Consider the following 19,953-nt stretch of genomic DNA (forward strand, 5'->3'; position numbering starts at 1 on the left):
CGTTTAGTATCAAGTAGCGAGTATCAAGTATCAAGACTGTTGCATTAAATCGCTACCTTTTTAGTCTGAACAAGGTTTTCTCGGATAAAGATTCTTAATTTAACATAATGCCAACTCAAAACTCAAAACTCAAACAATAAGGGCATAATTGAGTTCAACTTATAATCAACAATAACAATATGGCAACTACAACAAGTTCATTTGAAAAAACTTTCAGTTTAGGGGGCGATTTCAAAATAAACCGATTGGGATATGGCGCTATGCGCATTACAGGCGCTGGTATTTGGGGGCCACCCAATGATAAAAAAGAGTGCATCCGGGTGCTAAAACGCGCGGTTGAACTTGGCGTAAATTTTATCGATACGGCCGATAGCTACGGGCCCTTTATTTCGGAGGAGTTAATCGCCGAAGCACTTGTACCCTACCCCGCCGACCTGGTTATTGGAACAAAAGGCGGGTTGTTGCGTACAGGCCCAAATGAATGGCCAATTGATTCATCGCCTGCACATTTAACGCAGGCCCTTGAAGGAAGCCTTAAGCGCCTTAAACTGCAAAGGATTGACCTGTACCAACTGCACCGCATTGACCCGAAAGTGCCGGCCGAAAAATCATTTGAGGTGTTGCAAAAAGCGCAGCAGGACGGCAAAATTAAACACATCGGCTTATCTGAGGTAAGTGTGCAGGATATAAAACTGGCACAACAATTTTTTGAAGTGGTATCGGTACAAAACATGTACAGCGTTGATAACCGCAAATGGGAGGCCGAGCTGGAGTACACACGCGAACATAATATCGCCTTTATCCCTTGGTTTCCGCTTGGCGGCGGTAATGTAAAAGGCGAAGAGATATTGCAACGCGTGGCCGATAAACATGGCGCAACCATTCACCAGGTTGCTTTAAGCTGGTTACTGCACCATTCGCCAAATATATTGCTCATCCCAGGTACCTCCAGCGTAAAACATTTGGAAGAAAACATGAAAACAGCCGACATTCAATTATCTGAAGATGATATGGATGTGCTGAACAGCCTTGGCGAATTGTAATTAATTTGCTATTTAAGGCTAAAAGCAAAAGGATGTGGTTAATTTTACCGCATCCTTTTGTTTTGTATTAAAGTGATACCCTGCACATGAAAACTAAAGAAGAAATACTAAACAGCTTTTACACCACCAGCGCCGATGGTGTGCCCGAAATATCAGCTCCCGATTTACTAAAAGCCATGGAAGCTTATAAACAGCAAAGCCTTGCTGATGCATTTACCGGCGCCCGCAAACTTAAGGACGAATTTGCCCCCATACCCGATTACCAGTTTAAAAATCTGGAAGATTATATCAAAAGCACCGAAATTAAAGTTGTTAAAAACGATAAAGATGAACTAAGCGAACAAATAGCTTTAGTTGCCGATAGCGTACTCCCCAATTTTTTACCCGATGACCCTGCAGTAACCGAATTTGCGTTCGATTTTAACATGATGGGCATTGGCTACACCGCATTTTACACTAAAGATACCGATGGCTACTGGCAAATGAACCGCTGGAGAGTGGGAAGGGAATAGTTCTTAGTATTAAGTAGTAAGTATCAAGTATCAAGATTTTCACGTTCAGATGAAGATATTTAAATTAGCTGCGCGTTGCAGCGGTCTTACTACTTGATACTTACTACTTGATACTACCTAAATAACCGCTACTTTAATAGGTTTCACATCTACAGATTCCCAAACGTTTTGGGTTACGTAAGGCTCGGCCAGTTTCCAGGCATCTAATTGCTCTTCCGATTCAAATTGTAGCATCATTACCGAGCCTATCATATTGCCCTCGTCGTTCAAGAAGGCTGCGGCGGCAATAAAATTGCCGTTTGCTTTAAGCTCCTTTACCCCATCAAGGTGATGTGGGCGTACATTCATGCGGCGTTCAGGGGCGCCTTCGTCGGTATAATCGTAACCGGTAACCAGGTATTGTTTCATAAGTTTTAAATTTTGGTAAAATCAACTGATTAGGTTGGTTTGTGTTTTTGCCGGATGTAAAGCTATAAAATTAAAAATCCAGCAGAAACCTCAATATTCCTAATAAAAATTTGATGTTTTTTGAAATTAATTTAAATTTATAAATGTAAACTTGACAATTTTTACAATATTTGTTTCCCAATTGTAATATAACCTAATAATGAAGAATAATCTGCACCAGGAATTTATCAACATCTTTAATAAAGAAGCCGACAACGCCTATTTTTCACCAGGGCGTGTAAATCTTATCGGCGAGCATATCGACTATAACGGGGGCCTGGTTATGCCCTGTGCCATCACTTTTGGTACTTACCTGTTAACGTCGCCCAATGAGGATGGGGTTTTCCGTTTCAGAAGTTTAAATTTTAGCGAGCAACAAGATACCCCTTTACAGGCATCCTACGAAAAAGTGGGCGAAACCTGGTTTAATTTCCCAATTGGTGTAATCAACAGCTTTATACAGGAAGGCCATGATTTACAAGGCCTTGACATGCTTTTTTATGGTGATATCCCCATCGGTTCGGGCCTGTCATCGTCGGCCTCTATCGAGGTGGTAACTTCTTTCGCATTGAATGATATTTTTAATAGCGGTTACAGCAAACTTGATTTGGTTAAACTGTCCAAATCTGTCGAGAACAACTTTATTGGCGTAAACTGTGGTATTATGGATCAGTTTGCAGTTGCCTTTGGCGAAAAAAACAAAGCCCTGATGCTGAACTGCGACACCCTTGATTACGAAGCAGTTGACAGTAACCTGGGCGAATACGTGCTGGCCATCATCAATACCAACAAGCCCCGCAAACTGGCCGAATCAAAATACAATGAACGCGTAGAAGAGTGTCAAACCGCTTTAAAAGCATTACAGCAGGAATTGAACATCAACTACTTATGCGACATCGATGCCGAAACCTTCGGCAAATACCAGCACCTTATTACCAACCCTACCGTACTTAAACGCGCCAAACACGTTATTGAAGAAAACGACCGGGTAAAACTTGCAGCCAAAGCATTAGCCGGCAACAACCTGGATGAATTTGGCCGCCTGATGTATGCCTCCCACGATTCGCTGCGCGATTTATACGAGGTAAGCGGTATTGAACTGGATACCGTTGCCGAATACAGTAAAACCAATCCCAATGTAGCCGGAGCCCGCATGACAGGCGCAGGCTTTGGCGGCTGTGCAATAGCCTTAGTAAAAGGCGATGCCTTTGAAGACTATAGCAAAGGCGTTACCGAATACTATACCCGCAAAATAGGTTACGCACCATCGGTATATAGCTCATTAATAGGCAATGGCGTGGGCTTGCTAAACGAAGTGGTTATTTAAGCTATTAATCGATACTTTTGCGCTCCAATGGTTCATTAGTTCATTAACCCGTCATAAAAGACCAATGAACTAATGAACCAAGGAACTAATGAACCACCATGGAGATTCGCAAATTAAAATTAGATGAGCTAAACCGGGCTTCGGTTGATGAATTTAAAGAACAAGCCAAACTGCCGGTTGCCGTAGTGTTGGATAATGTGCGTAGCATGCACAATATCGGCTCCATCTTTCGTACTTCAGATGGTTTTGCTGTTGAGCAAATTTGTCTTTGCGGCATCACCGCCCAGCCCCCGCACCGCGAAATTGAAAAAACTGCCCTGGGTGCCACCCTATCCGTAAACTGGACTTATTACGAAACCCCGCTGCAAGCTATTGAAAAATTGCGTAGCGAAGGCTACCTTATTATTGCCATTGAGCAGGCAGAAAACAGCACCATGCTCAATGAATTCGCCCCCGATGCCACACAAAAGTATGCCCTCATATTTGGCAACGAAGTAAACGGCGTAAGCGACGAGGTTATGCAAACCATAGACGCCTGTATCGAAATCCCCCAGTTTGGCACAAAACATTCGTTCAATATCGTAGTATCAGCTGGTATTGTGCTGTGGGATTTTTTTGCCAAGCTGGCTATTCGTTCATAGACCATGATTCATGGTTTTCTTTTAAGTTTGTAACAACAGTTCTTTTATCTTGATACTTGATACTAACTACTTGATACTAATCATGAATCCTCTATCCAAAAAGCTCCAGATAAAACCCAATTCGCGTTGGTTATTGCATAATTCACCGGCTAATTTCCTGGATAGCTTACTGCCGCTGCCCAGTGATGTCGAAATTGCTTTCAATACAACCGGAAATTTTAACGGGATACTTTTATTTGTAACCAACAGCCAGGAACTGGCATCCGAACTTAAAGCAATTGCCCCTGTACTAAATGATGACGCTGTTTTCTGGATCATCTATCCCAAAAAGACTTCTAAAATCCCCGCCGACCTAGAGATGATGAGCAGCTGGAACGAACCGTCCGTTTATGGCTTGCGCCCGGTAGCATCTGCCGCAATAAATGAAACGTGGACTGCCCTGCGTTTTCGCCCGCAGGATAAGGTAAAAGTATCCGAAGGACGCAATGATGGCATTCGCAACAATGAGCACAGCGCCTATATTGATGTTGATAATAAGATTGTTACCCTACCCGATTATATAAAAAGCGCCATTGAACAACATTCCCCGGCAATGGCCTGGTACCAGCAGCTATCATACAGTAACAAAAAAGAATATGTGCTTTGGATACTAACCGCCAAACAGGAAAAAACCCGCGACGAACGTTTGGCCAAAATGATAGATATGCTATTGAACAAAAAGAAAAACCCGTCTGACAAATAGTTGTTTTAAATTTTCAATTATTTAATAATCAATAATTTATATTTTCATAACCTACCTTTTCATATACCGTTGATGCACAGTTGCACTCCTCTCGAAACCCCTCCCGACGCCCTATAGCTAACCTGTTATGCACCTTCGGTGGTGATAGTAATCCAAACTCGATTTTAACATCGGAATTCAATTAACATTGATGGTTCCCCGGTATTATCAAGAGTTATATATAGCTTTTTTATAATGCGGTAATACTCCGAAAAAAATCGTCATAACATTTTTTTTCAGCCAACTCTTGCGTAACCATTTGGTTTCATATATATTTGTAACCAAATGGTTTCATATAGCCGTTTTTAACATATGCACCGAGACGTTTTTAAAGCCATTGCCGATCCTACACGCCGCGAGATCATTAACCTGATTGCCCACCAAAGCATGAACCTGAACGCTGTGGCCGATAACTTTGACATGAGCCGACCCGCGGTATCCAAACACATCAAAATATTGACGCAATGCGGCTTACTGGTGATTAAGCAACAAGGCCGCGAACGCTACTGCAGGGCCGACCTGAAGCAATTGAAAGAAGTTACCGACTGGGCCGAACAGTACCGTCGTTTTTGGACAAACAAGCTGGATGCCCTTGACGCATTTTTAACCAACGAACAAAATACACCATCGATATAAACAAAAATTAAAAAGCTATGAACACAGAACCYTTTGTAATTGAGCGCATTTACAAAGCCCCCATCAGCAATGTTTGGGCAGCTATTACCGATGTTAATAAAATGGCGGATTGGTATTTTAAATTAGCCGATTTTAAACCCGTAGTTGGCTTTGAGTTTGAATTTACAGGCGGCGACGGCACCAAGGAGTTTTTACACAAGTGTAAGGTTACCGAGGTGGTTGACGGCAGCAAAATTACCCACAGTTGGACATACGATGGCTATGAAGGCTATTCGGAAGTAACCTGGGAGTTATTCCCCGAAGGCGACGGAACCCGCCTTAAACTTACGCATACAGGCTTGGAAACCTTCCCCAATATACCATCATTCAAACGCGAAAACTTTGTGGCCGGCTGGACACATATTACTGGCATATCGTTGAAAGGATACCTGGAAAAATAATTTCAAACGATAGGCATTGGAATAGTGGTCTGTGAGGACACATACCGCGGGAAGCAAAAACAACCTATTACCATTTGCCGATGCCTGTGTCCTCCCAGGCATCTACCCTGTATATATTCGGAGCAACCTGCTCAAACCAACGGGCAATCGGATAGCGGTTTGTGAGGACACAGATCGCGGGAATGGGAAATGAACAACATATTTCTCTGCCAGACTTCCGAAGTTTTAAAACGGCGAAGCCCTCAACGAGCCAAAAACAATATTATCGAGTTAAACTTCGGAAGTCTTTGTCATCCCTTTTGTAATCAACTATTAACCTGTATAATTGTATGTGCAATCTACCCTTACAAACCATATTAAAAAATTTGTTCAGCTTACCGCGGATGAGGAACAGCTGATTAATACATCGGTAACTGTAAAAGTGGTTAAGAAAAAAACATTCCTGCTGGAACCGGAACGTGTTTGTAAAGAGCTTTTTTTTGTAAGCAAGGGTTGCCTGCGCCTGTATTTCATCAATAAAAAACTGAATGAACAAACTACCTTGTTTGCCATTGAAAATTGGTGGATGACCGATTTTGACAGTTTGGAAAGCGGCCGCCCTTCCTACTACTATATCCAGGCGATTGAGAACACGGAAGTTATCAGCATCAGCAAAAACAAACAGGAGGAGCTTTTTGAAACTGTGCCTAAACTGGAACGTTACTTCAGGATAGTACAACAACGGGCTTTTAGCGCAACCCAAACACGTATCAAATACATTTACGGCATGAGCGACGAGGAACGCTATCGCCACTTCAGCAGCCTGTTCCCGGCATTTATGCAGCGTGTGCCTCAATATATGCTGGCGTCGTACCTGGGTTTTACTCCGCAGTTTATGAGTAAAATAAGGGCGAAAAAAGTTTAGCTATTCTGTATTTTCTTAATCTTGATTCATTTTTTGAGGCCTGTTTTGTTGCCACCTTTGGGGTATTAAAACAACACAAAATGAAAACAAAAGTAAGTATCGGTAAAACCGACCCGGAAGCCTACAAAATATTATTAAACCTTGATCAATACGTTGCTAAAGGCATAGTAAGCAAAACCCACCGCGAGCTGATCAAAATCCGCGCATCGCAAATAAACGGCTGTGCTTTTTGTATAGACATGCATACCAAAGACGCCCGCAAAGCCGGCGAAACCGAGCAACGTATTTATGCCCTGAACGCCTGGCGCGAAACACCATTTTTTACTGAAGAAGAAAGGGCAATCCTTGCTTTAACCGAAGAGGTAACCCTGATACAACATCATGTATCTGATGCTACCTATGAAGCTGTTGCAAAGGTTTTGGATGAAGCTTATATAGCACAGGTAATCCTTGCTATCATCGCCATAAACGCATGGAACAGGTTTGCTATATCAACCGGGATGGAGCCGGGTTTGTAAGCCCCCTCTAAATCTACCCTGAAGGGGGAGACTTTTAATTAGCAGATGAGTTTTTATGATGTAAAATAAAACGGCGAGACTTTTTTGAAAATCTCGCCGTTTTGTTTTTAAAGTCTCTCCTTCAGGGGAGATTTAGAGGGGCTTCTATGCCAAATTTCTTCCCGCATTCACTATCCCGTAAACCGTTCTAATAACCAGCTTGCGGTAAATTTCGATTAGTTCTTCGTCCTCGCAATTATTTAAGCATTGCAGGGCGTAATGCTGCATTATAACCAGCGGCAATACAATTTTTTCGCGGATGGCGATTGATTTACGTTCAACGGGGTATTCCTCCATCAGTACGGTACTGGCGGTTAACTCTAGTAACATGGCGCGGGTAAGTACAAACTCTTCCTTCAGCATTTTCCAGAACTCGCCAAACTTCTCGTCTTTTTCGAGGTAAGCGGTAACCCTGAAATCAGATTTTGACATCGACATCATACAGTTGTCAAGCATGGTTTTAAAGAAACCCGATGTTTGGTACAGCTCCTGAATTTCTTGCCACTTACCCTCGTCCTTCATCTTTTTTAATGATGTGCCTACGCCGTAAAAACCCGGAATGCTTTGTTTAAGCTGGCTCCAGGAGGTTACAAAACTGATGGCTCGCAGGTCTTCCAGTTTCATTGGCCCGCCGCCGCCACGCTTGGTTGGCCTGCTGCTGATATTTATTTTTGATAGTAATTTGAGCGGACTAAACTTTTCAAGGTATTCTAAAAACAACGGATGCTCTCGCAATGCCATAAAAAGTGAGTAACTCTCATCGGCCATTTCCGATATCAGGGTTTTGTGCCTGTTATCTAACAAATCTTTACGGTTAGGGTGCAGGGCCGAGATAATACCCGCGTTAAGCAACTGCTCCATATTAAACCTTGCAGTTTCCACAGAGCCATATTGCGAACTCACGGTTTGACCTTGGATGGTAAGCTGGATGTGCTCATTAGCAATCTCGTTACCCATTGAGGCGTAAAACCGGTGTGTTTTACCACCACCACGTGCCGGTGGGCCACCCCGGCCATCAAAAAACGCCAGGCTAATGCCGTACTTACGGGCAATGGCCGTCATTTCAACTTTGGCTTTATAAATACTCCAGTTGGCCATCAGGTAGCCGCCATCTTTAGTTCCGTCGGAGAAGCCGAGCATGATGGTTTGCCTTTGGCCGCGTAACTTTAAATGCTCTGCGTAATATGGGTGGGTGTACAACTGCTCCATAATCTCGCCGGCATTGGCCAGGTCGTTCACGGTTTCAAATAGCGGCATAAAATCAACTTTCAGCTCATCCTTTTTCCATCCACTCCATAAAAACAGGTCAATCAGTTGTAAAATGTCTGATGCGCGCTGGCAGTTGCTTATAATAAAACGCTGGCAGGCTTTTTCGCCGTTGCTGTGCTGGATTTGTTTTATCAGCCTGATGGTGTCCAGCGTATCGCAGGTCATGGCATCTGCATCTTCCGCACGATGATAATCAAGCTCATTAAATGGAAGCGCTTCAAGCTTTTCCTTTTCTTCAAAATTATTATAACCTGCAACAACACCTGTTTCAGTTTGCGAGGTTACATAATCAAAAACATTACGCAGTACGCGGCTGTCCTGCCTGATATCCAGGGTAGCAAAATAGCAACCAAACAGTCGGATCTTTTGAATCAGGTTTTCTACAACATCTTTAAACAGGCCATCATGGTCGGTTATCAGGGTGTGTTTAATGGTTTGCAGCAAATCCAATAGTTCGGCCTGCAGGTCTTTGGGGTCTGCATGGTTTTCATTGGCGTTCCTGTAAATCAGTTTTTCCAGCTTGGCCATCGGTTTTTCTACCCCGCGGAAAGTGATGCGGCGCTTAAGCACCCTGTAATCCCTGTAGTAGCACCTGAACAAGCGCTGCCTTAAATACCTGGCTACCTCTTTGGTACTTTCGGTGGTAACGTTGGGGTTGCCGTCCCTGTCGCCGCCTGGCCAAAAGCCCATTTCAAGCAATTGGTTAGTGGTGTCAATATCAAACTCCTCTTCCAGTTTGGATTGGATGCCCGATACGGCATAATAAAATATGTTCTCTAAAAACCAGGTAAGGCTGATGGCCTCATCAACCGGCGTTGGCGATGTTTTGTTAAAGAAGGGCGTTTTGCCCAACTGTTGTAACAATACATCAATAGTAGGGATATCGTTAATTTTTACGGCCTCGATAAGATCTGTCATGATACCCAGCACTGTGCCCGGATAAAATTGGGTTGGGTGGGCAGTAAGTACCAGCCTTAACGAAAAATCTTTCAGTTTCTCGCTAATGTTTTTGCGGGTATCATCGCTTATAGCGGCTTGCTGCAACAAGCTTTGCAGGGTGCCGGTATCATCAAACTTACCTATTTTATTAAATGACGAATCTTCAATGGCATCAAACAAAACCACCTGGCGTTCTATATATTGTATAAAACGGAACATACGGTTAATTTGCTCGCGATGATCAATATCAGGTACGTACTTTTTGAAAAAGCTTTCAATAATATCTGTAGGCGATGCGTTCATTGCGGCGCCTTTTTCGCAATGCGAGCTGAAAAAGGGCAGCAAAATTCCGGTATCCTTTACCTGGTAAAACGGCAGGGTTTGGAATAAACTGTTATACAACTCAAAACGGGTTACAACTTCGCTGTTAAAAGTTGTTTCCCTTTGACTGAGTTTTAAATTTAACGACATAGCACAAATAAATTGAGGGTTAAAATTGATGGGTAAAGGGCGGGCCACAATACCGGGGGTGAATTTAATTCATTTTTGGCAAAAAATAGATAATTACTAACAAAAAACTGGTATTAATGCCATATTTACTAAAACCAGGTCGAAATATTTAATTATTGTAAATTTGCAGTACATTTTGAGTGTAAAAAAAGCGTAAATGAAAACAGAATATCTGTTTCAACAAAAAATCAATCATAAAAGTATTCATCGTAGCTTTATTGCCGGTAAAAACGGACAAAAAATAATGAAATTTAACACCCGCGAAATCAACAGTTTTTTTTACAGTCAGTACTTTTCTGATGGTTTGCGCATCTCGGCCGGCATCCTGTTGCCATCGCTTTTGTTACTGGAGTTTGGCCAATTTGATCTTGGGCTTACCTTATCATTAGGGGCGCTTTGCATTTGTGTTATTGACAACCCAGGCCCGGCAACACACAAGCGCAACGCAATGGCCATTGGTAATTTGTGCCTGTTCATTGTAGCAGTTACTACCGGTTTTGCACGCCTGAATATTTATACCCTGGGTATCGAGATTACTTTATTCTCTTTCCTGTTCAGCATGTTTACGGTTTACGGCAACAGGGCCGCATCGGTAGGTACCTGCAGTTTGCTCATTATGATATTTATGATGGATAAGGCCCTGCCCCCATCAGCAGTTTTACTGTACAGCCTGCAGATACTGGCCGGTGGTGTATGGTATATGTTGTTCAGCCTTATTTTTTTTGGCATCCGCCCCTACCGGGCTGCACAGCAAACCCTTGGTGAAAATGTGGCCGATATTGCCAAATTTTTGCGCATCAAAGCCGAGTTTTACAACCCCGATAGCGATATCGACGATAATTACCGCAAGCTGGTATCGCAACAGATACAGGTAAGCCAGCACCAGGATGCCGTACGCGAAATGCTGTTTAAAAGCAGGCTGGTGGTAAGGGAATCAACCCCATCAAGCCGCATCCTGGTTTTAACCTTTGTTGACCTGGTAGATATGTTTGAGCAAATAATGGCCACGCACTATGATTACTACCAGATGCGCGAAAGGTTTAAGGATACCGGCGTATTGAACGAGATAGCCCGCATTATTCACCACATGGCCGACGAACTGGATGATGTAGCCTATATTGTATTATCAAACACCCGCCACCGCCATGTAATGGATTTTAATGTAGAGCTTGAAAAGCTGAAATTAAAAATAGATGCCATAGGGAAAGATCAGCAGGAAACCAGCACCCTGGTACTAAAAAAGGTGCTCATCAACCTGCGCAACCTTACCGAAAGCATTAACAATATTTATAACTACTATAATTCAAAAACCTTATTAAAATCAACCGAAATAAAGGGCGAAGTGGAGTACTCCCAGTTTGTAACCCACCAGGATTACGCCCCTCATATTTTCTTTGATAACTTCACTTTAGGATCGGGCGCCTTTAAACACGCACTGCGGGTATCATTGGTTTGTTTGGTTGGTTTTATAACAGCCAAAACCATAGCGCAGGGCCATCATAGTTATTGGGTATTGTTAACCATTATTGTGATATTAAAACCAGGGTTCAGCCTATCTAAACAACGCAACTATCAAAGGCTTATAGGTACCATAGGCGGCGGCGCAATGGGGATATTGATTTTGAACTTTATACCCGATAGCACCGTTCAATTTATTTTACTTACCATATTTATGGTGGGTGCTTATAGTTTTCAACGGCTAAACTATGTGGTAAGCGTTATTTTCATGACACCCTATGTACTTATCCTGTTTAAATTTTTAGGCGTAGGCCTGTTAAATATTGCACAGGAGCGCATACTGGATACATTAATAGGCTCATCCATAGCCTTTATTGCCAGCTACCTTATTTTCCCAACCTGGGAGTTTGAGATAATTGAAGAAACCCTGCGCGATGTTGTAACAGCCAATATTAGGTACCTGGTTACCATTGCCGAAAGTTTATCGGGCAAAACTATAGGTACCACAGCCTACAAGCTGGCCCGTAAAGATATCTATGTAAAATCGGCCAACTTATCGGCCGCTTTTGAGCGTATGACCTCCGAGCCAAAAAGCAAGCAGCGTAACGTTAAGGAAGTGCACAAATTTGTAGTACTCAACCATATTTTATCATCATATATAGCCGTTATACAGGCCGGCCTGGTAAAAAATGCGCAGCGGCCACACCCCGAAGCGCTGCGGTTACTCAAAAAAAACATATCGGTACTTAACGAAAGTAATAAAAAACTGCATGGCCAAAATATTGAGTATACTGTTGGCAAAACCCCATTGCCCGAAGTTGAAAAGCCCGAACTTACCGCCGACGAAAACCTGCTGAAAGAGCAGCTGGGCTTCATCAACAAAATAAGCTACGACATTGCGAAGGTGACGGATAGTATTATTAGTATCGAGTAGCTAGTAGCAAGATTTTTCCCGCAGCTTGTGTCCTCACAAGCTGGCACCAGTAATGTCGAATTAACAATGAAAACTCACAACTCCAGTCTTGATACTTGATACTAACTACTTGCTACTAATATCACAACTATTTCATTTCCCTGACAAACAATTACCCCACCCCGGCACTTTTATCAGCATATAAGTTTTTTAACAATTTATGCTATGGAACAACGCGAATTAGGCTCATCGGGTATTAAAACAGCTCCTTTGATTTTTGGGTGCAATGTGTTTGGATGGACAGTTAAGGGCACCGGCACGGCATTACTGCTGGATGCTTTTTTAGATGCAGGTTTTAACGCTGTTGATACGGCCGATGTTTACTCAGCATGGGCACCCGGCAACCAGGGCGGCGAATCGGAAACCGAGATTGGCAACTGGCTTAAGCAAAGCGGCAAACGCGATAAGGTAATTATAGCCACAAAGGTTGGGGCCGAACTATCGGCCGATAAAAGAGGGCTTAAAAAGGATTATATTATAAAAGCGGCCGAAGCTTCATTAACCCGGCTGCAAACCGATTATATTGATCTTTACCAATCGCACTATGATGATGCAGGTACGCCGGTTGAAGAATCGTTAAGCGCGTTTGACCAATTGGTAAAGGAAGGCAAGGTAAGGGCCATAGGCGCATCAAACTTCTCGATAGAAAGGCTGCATGAGTCGCTCAAAGTGAGCCGAGAAAAAGGACTAACCGCCTACCAAAGCCTGCAGCCCGAATACAACCTGTTTGACAGGGAAAAATATGAAACAACGTTTGAACCATTTATCAAAGAACAAAACATTGGCGTTATCAGCTATTTTTCGTTAGCGAGTGGTTTTTTAAGCGGCAAATATCGCTCTGAGGCCGACCTGGAAGGCAGCAAACGGGCGGGCATGGTAAAAAAGTACCTTACCGAGCGGGGCTTACGCATTCTCAATGCTTTAGATGAGGTATCGGCGCAATACAATACCAAACCTGCCGCTGTTGCACTAGCCTGGCTAATAGCAAGGCCAACGGTAACTGCCCCAATTGTAAGCGCAACCAATATCCCCCAATTAAAAGACCTTACCGAAGCAGCTACATTGCAACTAAGCAATGAGGCTATTGAATTATTGACGACGGCAAGCGCCTATTAATTGCTGCAGAACAAGAGATTGTATTGCACACAGATTGCCGACAACACCCGTAAAACCAACAGATTACGGAGCGTTGCCGGCAATTTTCGTTAAGCGACTCTAATCAGCACAAACTGCTACAGCCATATTTTGTATGAACCAGGAACAGGGGAAACGCATCTAATTGGGTTAACATAACTTAACACATTTCAGATAAAATATTTGCAAACACTTGATATACAATGTCTTATACTTTAATCATGGTTAACACTAAACTGATAGCGCAATTTAGGCACATCCAAATATTTGTGCCTGTTGTTGACCAATTCAAGACCTTTCGGTACCTCGATCATTTAACCAGGATCAGCCAATAAAAACAAGGTGTCGTTTAATGCTTCTATCTTCCCGACGACATAAGCTTATTTCGTTAGCTATTATTAAATACAGCTTATCGCCGTTAACTATTTAGATGCGTTTGCCCTGGAACCAGGAAACAATCTTTCGTGATTTTTTGGATTTTGATTATCTTACCGTCTATTTTACTCACAACTCACAACTCACAACTCACAACTCACAACTCACAACTCACAACTCACAACTCACAACTCACAACTCACAACTCACAACTCACAACTCACAACTCACAACCCACAGTTCACTCCACCCACAGAACAGAATTTCCTGTATTATATTCGTTTTGCTCGTATAATTTATTGGCGGGGTCAAGAATCCAGTTGCCGTCAATCAAAAACTTGTACCGGTATTTGCCAGGTTTAAGGTACAGGCTTATTACCCACTCGTCGGCATTGTGCGCCATGGTGAAACCCGATGGATCCCAATCATTAAAGTTGCCTGCCAGGTGCACGCTTCCGGCGTTGGCGTGCCCCTTGAGCCAGAACGTATAATTAGGTTTAACGGCAATAAAGGAATTGTTTACGCCGCCCTCAATAGCATAAAGGCGGTTTTTAGGGTCAGTTATCCAGTTTCCGTCAACAATAAATTTGTAGCCGTAGTTACCCGCCGGAATCATTAAAGGTATGGCCCAGCCGGTAGCCGTTTTCCGGAGGCTTATTTCATTGGGTTTCCAGTTATTAAAGCTTCCGGCAATGTAAACGGCTTTAGCATCTTTATATCCATCAAGTTTAAAGCTAACCGCCTCGCCCTGGTTTAACACCGAATTAATATGCCCTTCGTTATCTTTCACTTTCGCCGGGTTGGCCGGATCGGCGTACCATTGGCCATCTACCCAAAACCGATAAGTATGGGTGCCATCGCGCAGGTAAAGTTTGGTTTCCCAGCCGCCGTCCTTTTTTTGTAGCGGGATATTATCGGTATTCCAGTTATTAAAACTACCGGCTACCATAACTTTATGGGCACCTGTAAAGCCATTAAGCCTGAAGATATGATTAACGCGGTAGTAAACCGAGTTTACATCACTAAAACCATCCGGGTGTTGCTGCAGGTTGTTTTTATCGTGCTGCCAACGGCCATTTATGATGTATTTGTACTCATATACCCCCGGCGACAGTTTTATATCGCTTACCCAACCGCTATCGGTTTTTGCCATTACACCCTTCAGCGTACTCCAATTATTAAAGTTACCAGATAATAAAACGCGCTTGGCGCTTAAATAGCCGGGCAGGTAAAAGCGTGTTAAACCCGATGGTAATTCATATACCGTAAGCCGCATAAACTTGTTTAAGCCGTATAATTCATCGGCAGGATAGCCCGGCATACCCGCGGGGGCGTCAATATTGCCGGCGAGGTTGGTGGTTATCCGGTAGGGTGGGTTTTGCGGGTTCAGGTTTAAATCGGTAAGCGACCTGTCAAACCTAACCATATTTTTATCGCGTTTACCAATGTTCCATCCGTCTTTGGCCAATGACGAGAAATCGCCCTTTAAAATAGCAGCGCCGTTTGGCTTTTTTATACCCGCGATTTTTAAAACACTATCCAGTTGTGTTTTTGACGAATGCAGATCAAGCAGCATAATCAAATGATCTTTACCTAACACAAGGGAATTGCGTGTTTGCGCGCTTGCTGCAATTGAGAAGCAGGTAAACAACAAAAAAATAATTAAAACCGATCTGCACTTTTTCATACTACTGGTTAGTGTAAATGTACATTTCAAATTCTCTTTTTACAAAGTTGATGCTAAAGATACCACGGATAAAAAAATCAAAGCCAAGTATCCCATCAACAGTGTGCCCGTAGGCTTTGCCCATTTTATCAAGGTTGGTTAACAGCACCCGGTTTTTCACAAACCGCCGGCCGCCAACCGTAAGCGTATCAAACCTGGCGTAAATCACCTCGAATGATGAGCCGCCAATGCCGGTAGTTTTTGTACGGTTGAGTACTGCCATCCCCGGCAATAGTTTGCGCACCCTGTCATAATCCATCAGGTTGGTTTCGGCACCGGTATCAAATGCAAACCACAAGGGCGTGTTATTGGCAACGCCCTTTATAAACATGACATCATTGGTGTAATTAAACGAGGTAAACATCCATGGATTATGAAATACTTTTTCATTTACAGGTATTTCACCGTCGTCATTCAGTTTGTGGATGTACAGGGTATTCCTGAACAAATCAACAGTAATGGCAAATTTTTTAAACAGCCGGGTACCCAATAAGCCCAGTATTTTAATGTTTCGCCCGTTTTCGATGGCCGAAAGATCTGTTACATCGGCCGTAAGGCGCGGGTAATGCAAATCAAGGATGCTGAAATTGCGCACTTCGGTAGTGAATGCGCCGGGCGCATTACCATTTAAACCCGCCGATTCCTGGTCGGCTATAACGGGCATGTACCTGAAGTAGGTAGCGTTTAAAACGAGGTAAGGCGCGCCGGTATCCAGCACAAAATTGCCTGCAACGGAGTCAATCTGGGCTTCTACCAGGATAAGATTACCAGCCCGTTTTATAGGCACTATAAGTGTATTAAAATCGCCCGAGGGGTCTGGATCGGGTCCGCGTTTGGCGTTTTTGAAGGTGATGCCGTTGATGGCTGTGTTTATGCTGCACTCGCCTTTTTGCCAGCAAGCAACAAATAACAAAACTATCAAATATACGTAAGGCCGGGGCATCGTGGTTGTTTAGGTAGTAGACAGTGCCAAATGCTTATATGTTACATGGGGTGGTGTTTAATTAATATGGCTCACATAGCCATACGTAACCAATTCATCCTTATTGCGTATTGGCCTTGTGTAGCCATCGGTTATCAGGATAATCCTGTCGCTTACATCCAGGATATTGTAATATTGATGATCGGTTACTATGATGCCTTTTATTTTGGCGCATTTCCTGATAATTTCTTTAAAAGCCTCGGCCTGTATGGGCGAGATGTGGGTGAAAGGCTCATCAAGCAAAATAAAGTCGGCTTTGCTGTAAATAACCATCAGTGTTTCCAGTTGCCGCAGTTCGCCGCCCGATAAGTCGGCTATAGTTTTTTCGGCGTATTTTTCATAGATGGGATGAGCCGAAAAATCGTCCCAAAACCGATCGTCGATAATGGTTGCAGCCAGCTTTTTTATTTTGATTCCTTTGGGCAGATAATTGTGTTGGGGCAGGTACGCCACGCGCATATTTTTATAACCCTTTTTGATGTATTCGCCGTTAATGCTTACGTGTTTGTAGGCAGGGCTGAGCGTGCCAAATATAATCCGTAATAAAGATGATTTGCCGCAGCCGTTTCGGCCCAGGATGCCCAATACTTCGCCTTGTTTGCACTCCAGGTAAACATCCTGCAGTATTTTGCGCCCGCCGAACTCCAGTTGTACGCTATCGGTTTTTAAAATGAGTGGCTCCAAACTTAACGGATAGTTGATAAGGATAAAAGAATGATGAAAGCGGCAAAATCGCAGACGAATACGGATAAGTAAAGCAGGTTGATATTATAGCCGGCATTGCGAAAATAGAAATAGGTTTGCACCGCATTAAAATTGAGGTACTGCACGCCAAGTATGGCGGCGTAACTAACCAGCTTACATAGTACAACGAACGGAACATTCAGTTGGTGCGAGGTAAGGTAATATAAACAAGCCAGCGAAGCCAGTATACACCATACCATTAACGGTTTATAAAAGTACCACCCTATTTTTATTGATTTTACCATTTGAGCTAACTATGACAGGTTAGCTATGTAACGGCAATTTGAGCATTAAATTTTACGGAGACTAAATTGTTGCAGGTTTGTAATTATGGGGTGCAATTGCTGAGGGATGTATGCGATGCGATTCGTTTCTCCCATAAAAAAGGCCGGGACTTAAGTAGTTAAATCAATCCTGGCCTTATATATCTTAATTCTTGGTTCTTATTTCTTGACTCTGCTCAACTACCCCAAATACGATTTCAAAATTTTGCTCCTTGACGTATGGCGCAAACGTTGCAGGGCTTTATCCTTTATTTGGCGAACGCGTTCGCGGGTAAGGTTAAATTTTTCGCCAATTTCCTCTAACGAAAGCGGGTGATTGGTGCCCAAACCAAAGAATAGCACAATAATTTCACGCTCGCGCTCGGTTAGGGTTGAAAGGGAACGTTTAATCTCTTCGGATAACGACTCATTGATCAGGATCGAATCTGTGTTGGGCTCCTGGTTTTCCAGTACATCCAATAAGGTATTTTCTTCGCCCTGTACAAAGGGGGCATCCATAGATACATGGCGGCCAGAATTGCTTAGGGTATCAGATATTTTATCTACAGTGGTTTCCAAAATATCGGCAAGTTCTTCGGGCGATGGCTCACGCTCGTACTCCTGCTCCAGTTTGGAGAATGCTTTACTTATTTTACTTAATGAGCCTACCTGGTTTAACGGCAAACGTACAATGCGCGATTGCTCGGCAATAGCCTGTAATATGGATTGACGGATCCACCAAACGGCATAGGATATGAATTTGAAACCCTTGGTTTCATCAAAACGTTTAGCGGCTTTAATCAGGCCCAGGTTGCCCTCATTAATCAAGTCGCCCAGTGTAAGGCCCTGGTTTTGGTATTGTTTAGCAACGGATACAACAAAGCGCAGGTTGGTTTTGGTTAAACGCTCCAAAGCGGCCTGGTCGCCTTCACGGATTTTTTGGGCTAATATTACTTCTTCTTCGGCTGTTATCAGATCAACTTTACCAATCTCGTGTAGATACTTGTCAAGCGACTGCGACTCGCGATTGGTAATGGATTGCGTTATTTTGAGTTGTCTCATCTATTTATAAACCTCTCTGTACTTTTTTATTTACTACAGAACGACCAAAGTTATAAAATTGTTGTAAAAAATTACAATTGTACGGTGTATTTTCAAAAAAAATAAGCTATAGATAATTTTTTTAATATATTGATTTACAATCAATTAATAATTCAACAATGATGAATTATTCTGTTTTTGTATAAAAACTACGGAAACAGGCAAGCGGTATGGTTTTTGTGGTGTTCGTAAAACACTATCTATATTTAACAGTTTTAGAGCACGTTTTTTGTGCCGATATCCCATTTTATTTACAACCGGATATGGTGTTGATTTGACTTAACCGTTCATATTTTTGAGAAGCTTCTTTCGACGAAAAGTTGTCGGTTGATTCAGTTTTTGTTTTTAAACATTTGTGGGGCGCCTAAATTGTTTTAAACGTTTGAGGTTTATCTTTTTGCCAACTTGTTATTTAGGCAATGTCTGTTGTTAAGCATACTCCCAATCTAAACCATAGCATCAGCAAGCACTGATGTTAATTTGCAGGACTTCAGTGGTACCAAGCCACAAGCTGGCACCTATTTGACGTGCCAGGGCGCTCCAGAACAGATGAGGGTTTTATGGCTCAATTGTAATAGGTATGTTACAAAGAATTTAAAATCTGAGGGTATTAACTATAAAATATATCAATAAAACCTAATTTCTCTTGAAAATTGCGTAAAACTACGTATGCATTTTCAGTGAAAACACCGTGTGTTTTTTAATTGTCAAGCCGTATATTTGATGTAACATTTATTTAATACCTAGTCCTGATATTAATCGCCTATCGCTATGAAATTATTTTACCATTTTTTATTCTTCGTGATTGCATCACTCGTGTTATTGGCATGTGCCAGTGTGTTTGCATCCGATCCGCAGATTCAATCGCAAACAGACGAATTTACATCACCAGAGCCAGGTAGCGAAAACCCGGCACATGATTCAACAATGGCTGCCAACCAAACAGGGCCGTTTGTACTTACCAATGTAAAGGAAACTACACCTTCATATATTTATTATGCAAATAACGAAAATATGCTTCACGCCTATAAAAAGTATTCGTACCTGGGTAATTTTCAAATGGCATTTAATCAATTTAGTCTGCCCCAAAAATTCAAATAGTTCGATTCAGTTAATTTTAGTTTAATTTAGTTAGGGAAACAGTTGCAAGCAGCCGGTACAGTAATGTGCCGGCTGCCTTGTTTTTATACA

At 42.6% G+C, this 19,953-nt stretch carries 19 protein-coding genes; 12 read left to right on the forward strand and 7 right to left on the reverse strand.

Annotated features, from left to right (window positions below):
* Window positions 1-179: 179 nt before the first annotated feature.
* Both AC1DV1_RS07100 and AC1DV1_RS07105 read left to right on the forward strand, forming a co-directional pair.
* Window positions 180-1,043, forward strand: a complete 864-nt coding sequence (locus AC1DV1_RS07100; protein WP_477356984.1) for an aldo/keto reductase — start codon at window positions 180-182, stop codon at window positions 1,041-1,043.
* A gap of 86 nt (window positions 1,044-1,129) precedes the next feature.
* Complete coding sequence (locus tag AC1DV1_RS07105; RefSeq protein ID WP_477356986.1) at window positions 1,130-1,555, forward strand: hypothetical protein; 426 nt, start codon at window positions 1,130-1,132, stop codon at window positions 1,553-1,555.
* Between the two features lie 117 nt (window positions 1,556-1,672).
* Here AC1DV1_RS07105 and AC1DV1_RS07110 read toward each other — a convergent pair whose 3' ends face one another.
* Window positions 1,673-1,963 carry a YciI family protein gene (locus AC1DV1_RS07110; RefSeq protein WP_477356988.1) on the reverse strand — a complete coding sequence of 97 codons (291 nt, stop codon included), beginning with the start codon at window positions 1,961-1,963 and terminating at the stop codon, window positions 1,673-1,675.
* A gap of 199 nt (window positions 1,964-2,162) precedes the next feature.
* Between AC1DV1_RS07110 and AC1DV1_RS07115 the strand changes: the two genes are divergently transcribed.
* The 7 genes from AC1DV1_RS07115 (at window position 2,163) to AC1DV1_RS07145 (ending at window position 7,249) form a co-directional block, all read left to right on the forward strand.
* The gene (locus AC1DV1_RS07115) at window positions 2,163-3,329 is read left to right on the forward strand and encodes a galactokinase (protein ID WP_477356990.1); all 1,167 of its coding nucleotides are present in this window, start codon (window positions 2,163-2,165) and stop codon (window positions 3,327-3,329) included.
* A 104-nt stretch (window positions 3,330-3,433) separates the two neighbouring features.
* Complete coding sequence (locus tag AC1DV1_RS07120) at window positions 3,434-3,970, forward strand: RNA methyltransferase (protein ID WP_477357248.1); 537 nt, start codon at window positions 3,434-3,436, stop codon at window positions 3,968-3,970.
* 82 nt (window positions 3,971-4,052) lie between these two features.
* Complete coding sequence (locus AC1DV1_RS07125) at window positions 4,053-4,712, forward strand: YdeI/OmpD-associated family protein (RefSeq protein ID WP_477356992.1); 660 nt, start codon at window positions 4,053-4,055, stop codon at window positions 4,710-4,712.
* A 351-nt stretch (window positions 4,713-5,063) separates the two neighbouring features.
* On the forward strand, window positions 5,064-5,387 hold the full coding sequence (locus tag AC1DV1_RS07130) for an ArsR/SmtB family transcription factor (RefSeq protein ID WP_477356994.1): 324 nt from the start codon (window positions 5,064-5,066) through the stop codon (window positions 5,385-5,387).
* A 17-nt stretch (window positions 5,388-5,404) separates the two neighbouring features.
* Window positions 5,405-5,827: an SRPBCC family protein gene (locus AC1DV1_RS07135; RefSeq protein ID WP_477356996.1), complete on the forward strand. Its 423-nt coding sequence runs from the start codon at window positions 5,405-5,407 to the stop codon at window positions 5,825-5,827.
* Window positions 5,828-6,158: 331 nt separating this feature from the next.
* Window positions 6,159-6,731 (forward strand): Crp/Fnr family transcriptional regulator, encoded by a 573-nt coding sequence (locus AC1DV1_RS07140; protein ID WP_477356998.1) that lies wholly within the window; start codon window positions 6,159-6,161, stop codon window positions 6,729-6,731.
* 80 nt (window positions 6,732-6,811) lie between these two features.
* Window positions 6,812-7,249 carry a carboxymuconolactone decarboxylase family protein gene (locus AC1DV1_RS07145; RefSeq protein WP_477357001.1) on the forward strand — a complete coding sequence of 146 codons (438 nt, stop codon included), beginning with the start codon at window positions 6,812-6,814 and terminating at the stop codon, window positions 7,247-7,249.
* A gap of 144 nt (window positions 7,250-7,393) precedes the next feature.
* On the opposite strand, the gene AC1DV1_RS07150 is transcribed toward AC1DV1_RS07145, so the two are convergent.
* Window positions 7,394-9,967 (reverse strand): phosphoenolpyruvate carboxylase, encoded by a 2,574-nt coding sequence (locus tag AC1DV1_RS07150; RefSeq protein ID WP_477357003.1) that lies wholly within the window; start codon window positions 9,965-9,967, stop codon window positions 7,394-7,396.
* A 196-nt stretch (window positions 9,968-10,163) separates the two neighbouring features.
* Between AC1DV1_RS07150 and AC1DV1_RS07155 the strand changes: the two genes are divergently transcribed.
* Both AC1DV1_RS07155 and AC1DV1_RS07160 read left to right on the forward strand, forming a co-directional pair.
* Window positions 10,164-12,398 (forward strand): FUSC family membrane protein, encoded by a 2,235-nt coding sequence (locus AC1DV1_RS07155; RefSeq protein WP_477357005.1) that lies wholly within the window; start codon window positions 10,164-10,166, stop codon window positions 12,396-12,398.
* A 204-nt stretch (window positions 12,399-12,602) separates the two neighbouring features.
* Entirely contained in the window at window positions 12,603-13,553 is a 951-nt protein-coding gene (locus AC1DV1_RS07160; protein ID WP_477357007.1) for an aldo/keto reductase, read from the forward strand.
* 634 nt (window positions 13,554-14,187) lie between these two features.
* Here AC1DV1_RS07160 and AC1DV1_RS07165 read toward each other — a convergent pair.
* From AC1DV1_RS07165 to AC1DV1_RS07185, 5 genes are all read right to left on the reverse strand, one after another.
* Entirely contained in the window at window positions 14,188-15,633 is a 1,446-nt protein-coding gene (locus AC1DV1_RS07165) for a hypothetical protein (RefSeq protein ID WP_477357009.1), read from the reverse strand.
* A gap of 1 nt (window position 15,634) precedes the next feature.
* Entirely contained in the window at window positions 15,635-16,615 is a 981-nt protein-coding gene (locus AC1DV1_RS07170; protein WP_477357011.1) for an aspartyl protease family protein, read from the reverse strand.
* A 57-nt stretch (window positions 16,616-16,672) separates the two neighbouring features.
* A complete protein-coding gene (locus AC1DV1_RS07175; protein WP_477357013.1) occupies window positions 16,673-17,338 on the reverse strand; it encodes an ATP-binding cassette domain-containing protein in 666 nt (221 codons plus the stop codon).
* Between the two features lie 2 nt (window positions 17,339-17,340).
* The gene (locus AC1DV1_RS07180; RefSeq protein WP_477357015.1) at window positions 17,341-17,643 is read right to left on the reverse strand and encodes a hypothetical protein; all 303 of its coding nucleotides are present in this window, start codon (window positions 17,641-17,643) and stop codon (window positions 17,341-17,343) included.
* A gap of 219 nt (window positions 17,644-17,862) precedes the next feature.
* A complete protein-coding gene (locus AC1DV1_RS07185; RefSeq protein ID WP_090466905.1) occupies window positions 17,863-18,723 on the reverse strand; it encodes a sigma-70 family RNA polymerase sigma factor in 861 nt (286 codons plus the stop codon).
* 810 nt (window positions 18,724-19,533) lie between these two features.
* Here AC1DV1_RS07185 and AC1DV1_RS07190 point away from each other — a divergent pair.
* Window positions 19,534-19,863 (forward strand): hypothetical protein, encoded by a 330-nt coding sequence (locus tag AC1DV1_RS07190; RefSeq protein WP_477357017.1) that lies wholly within the window; start codon window positions 19,534-19,536, stop codon window positions 19,861-19,863.
* The last annotated feature ends 90 nt before the right edge of the window (window positions 19,864-19,953 follow it).

The sequence above is a fragment of the Mucilaginibacter sp. P4_D1 genome (genome assembly GCF_056401935.1).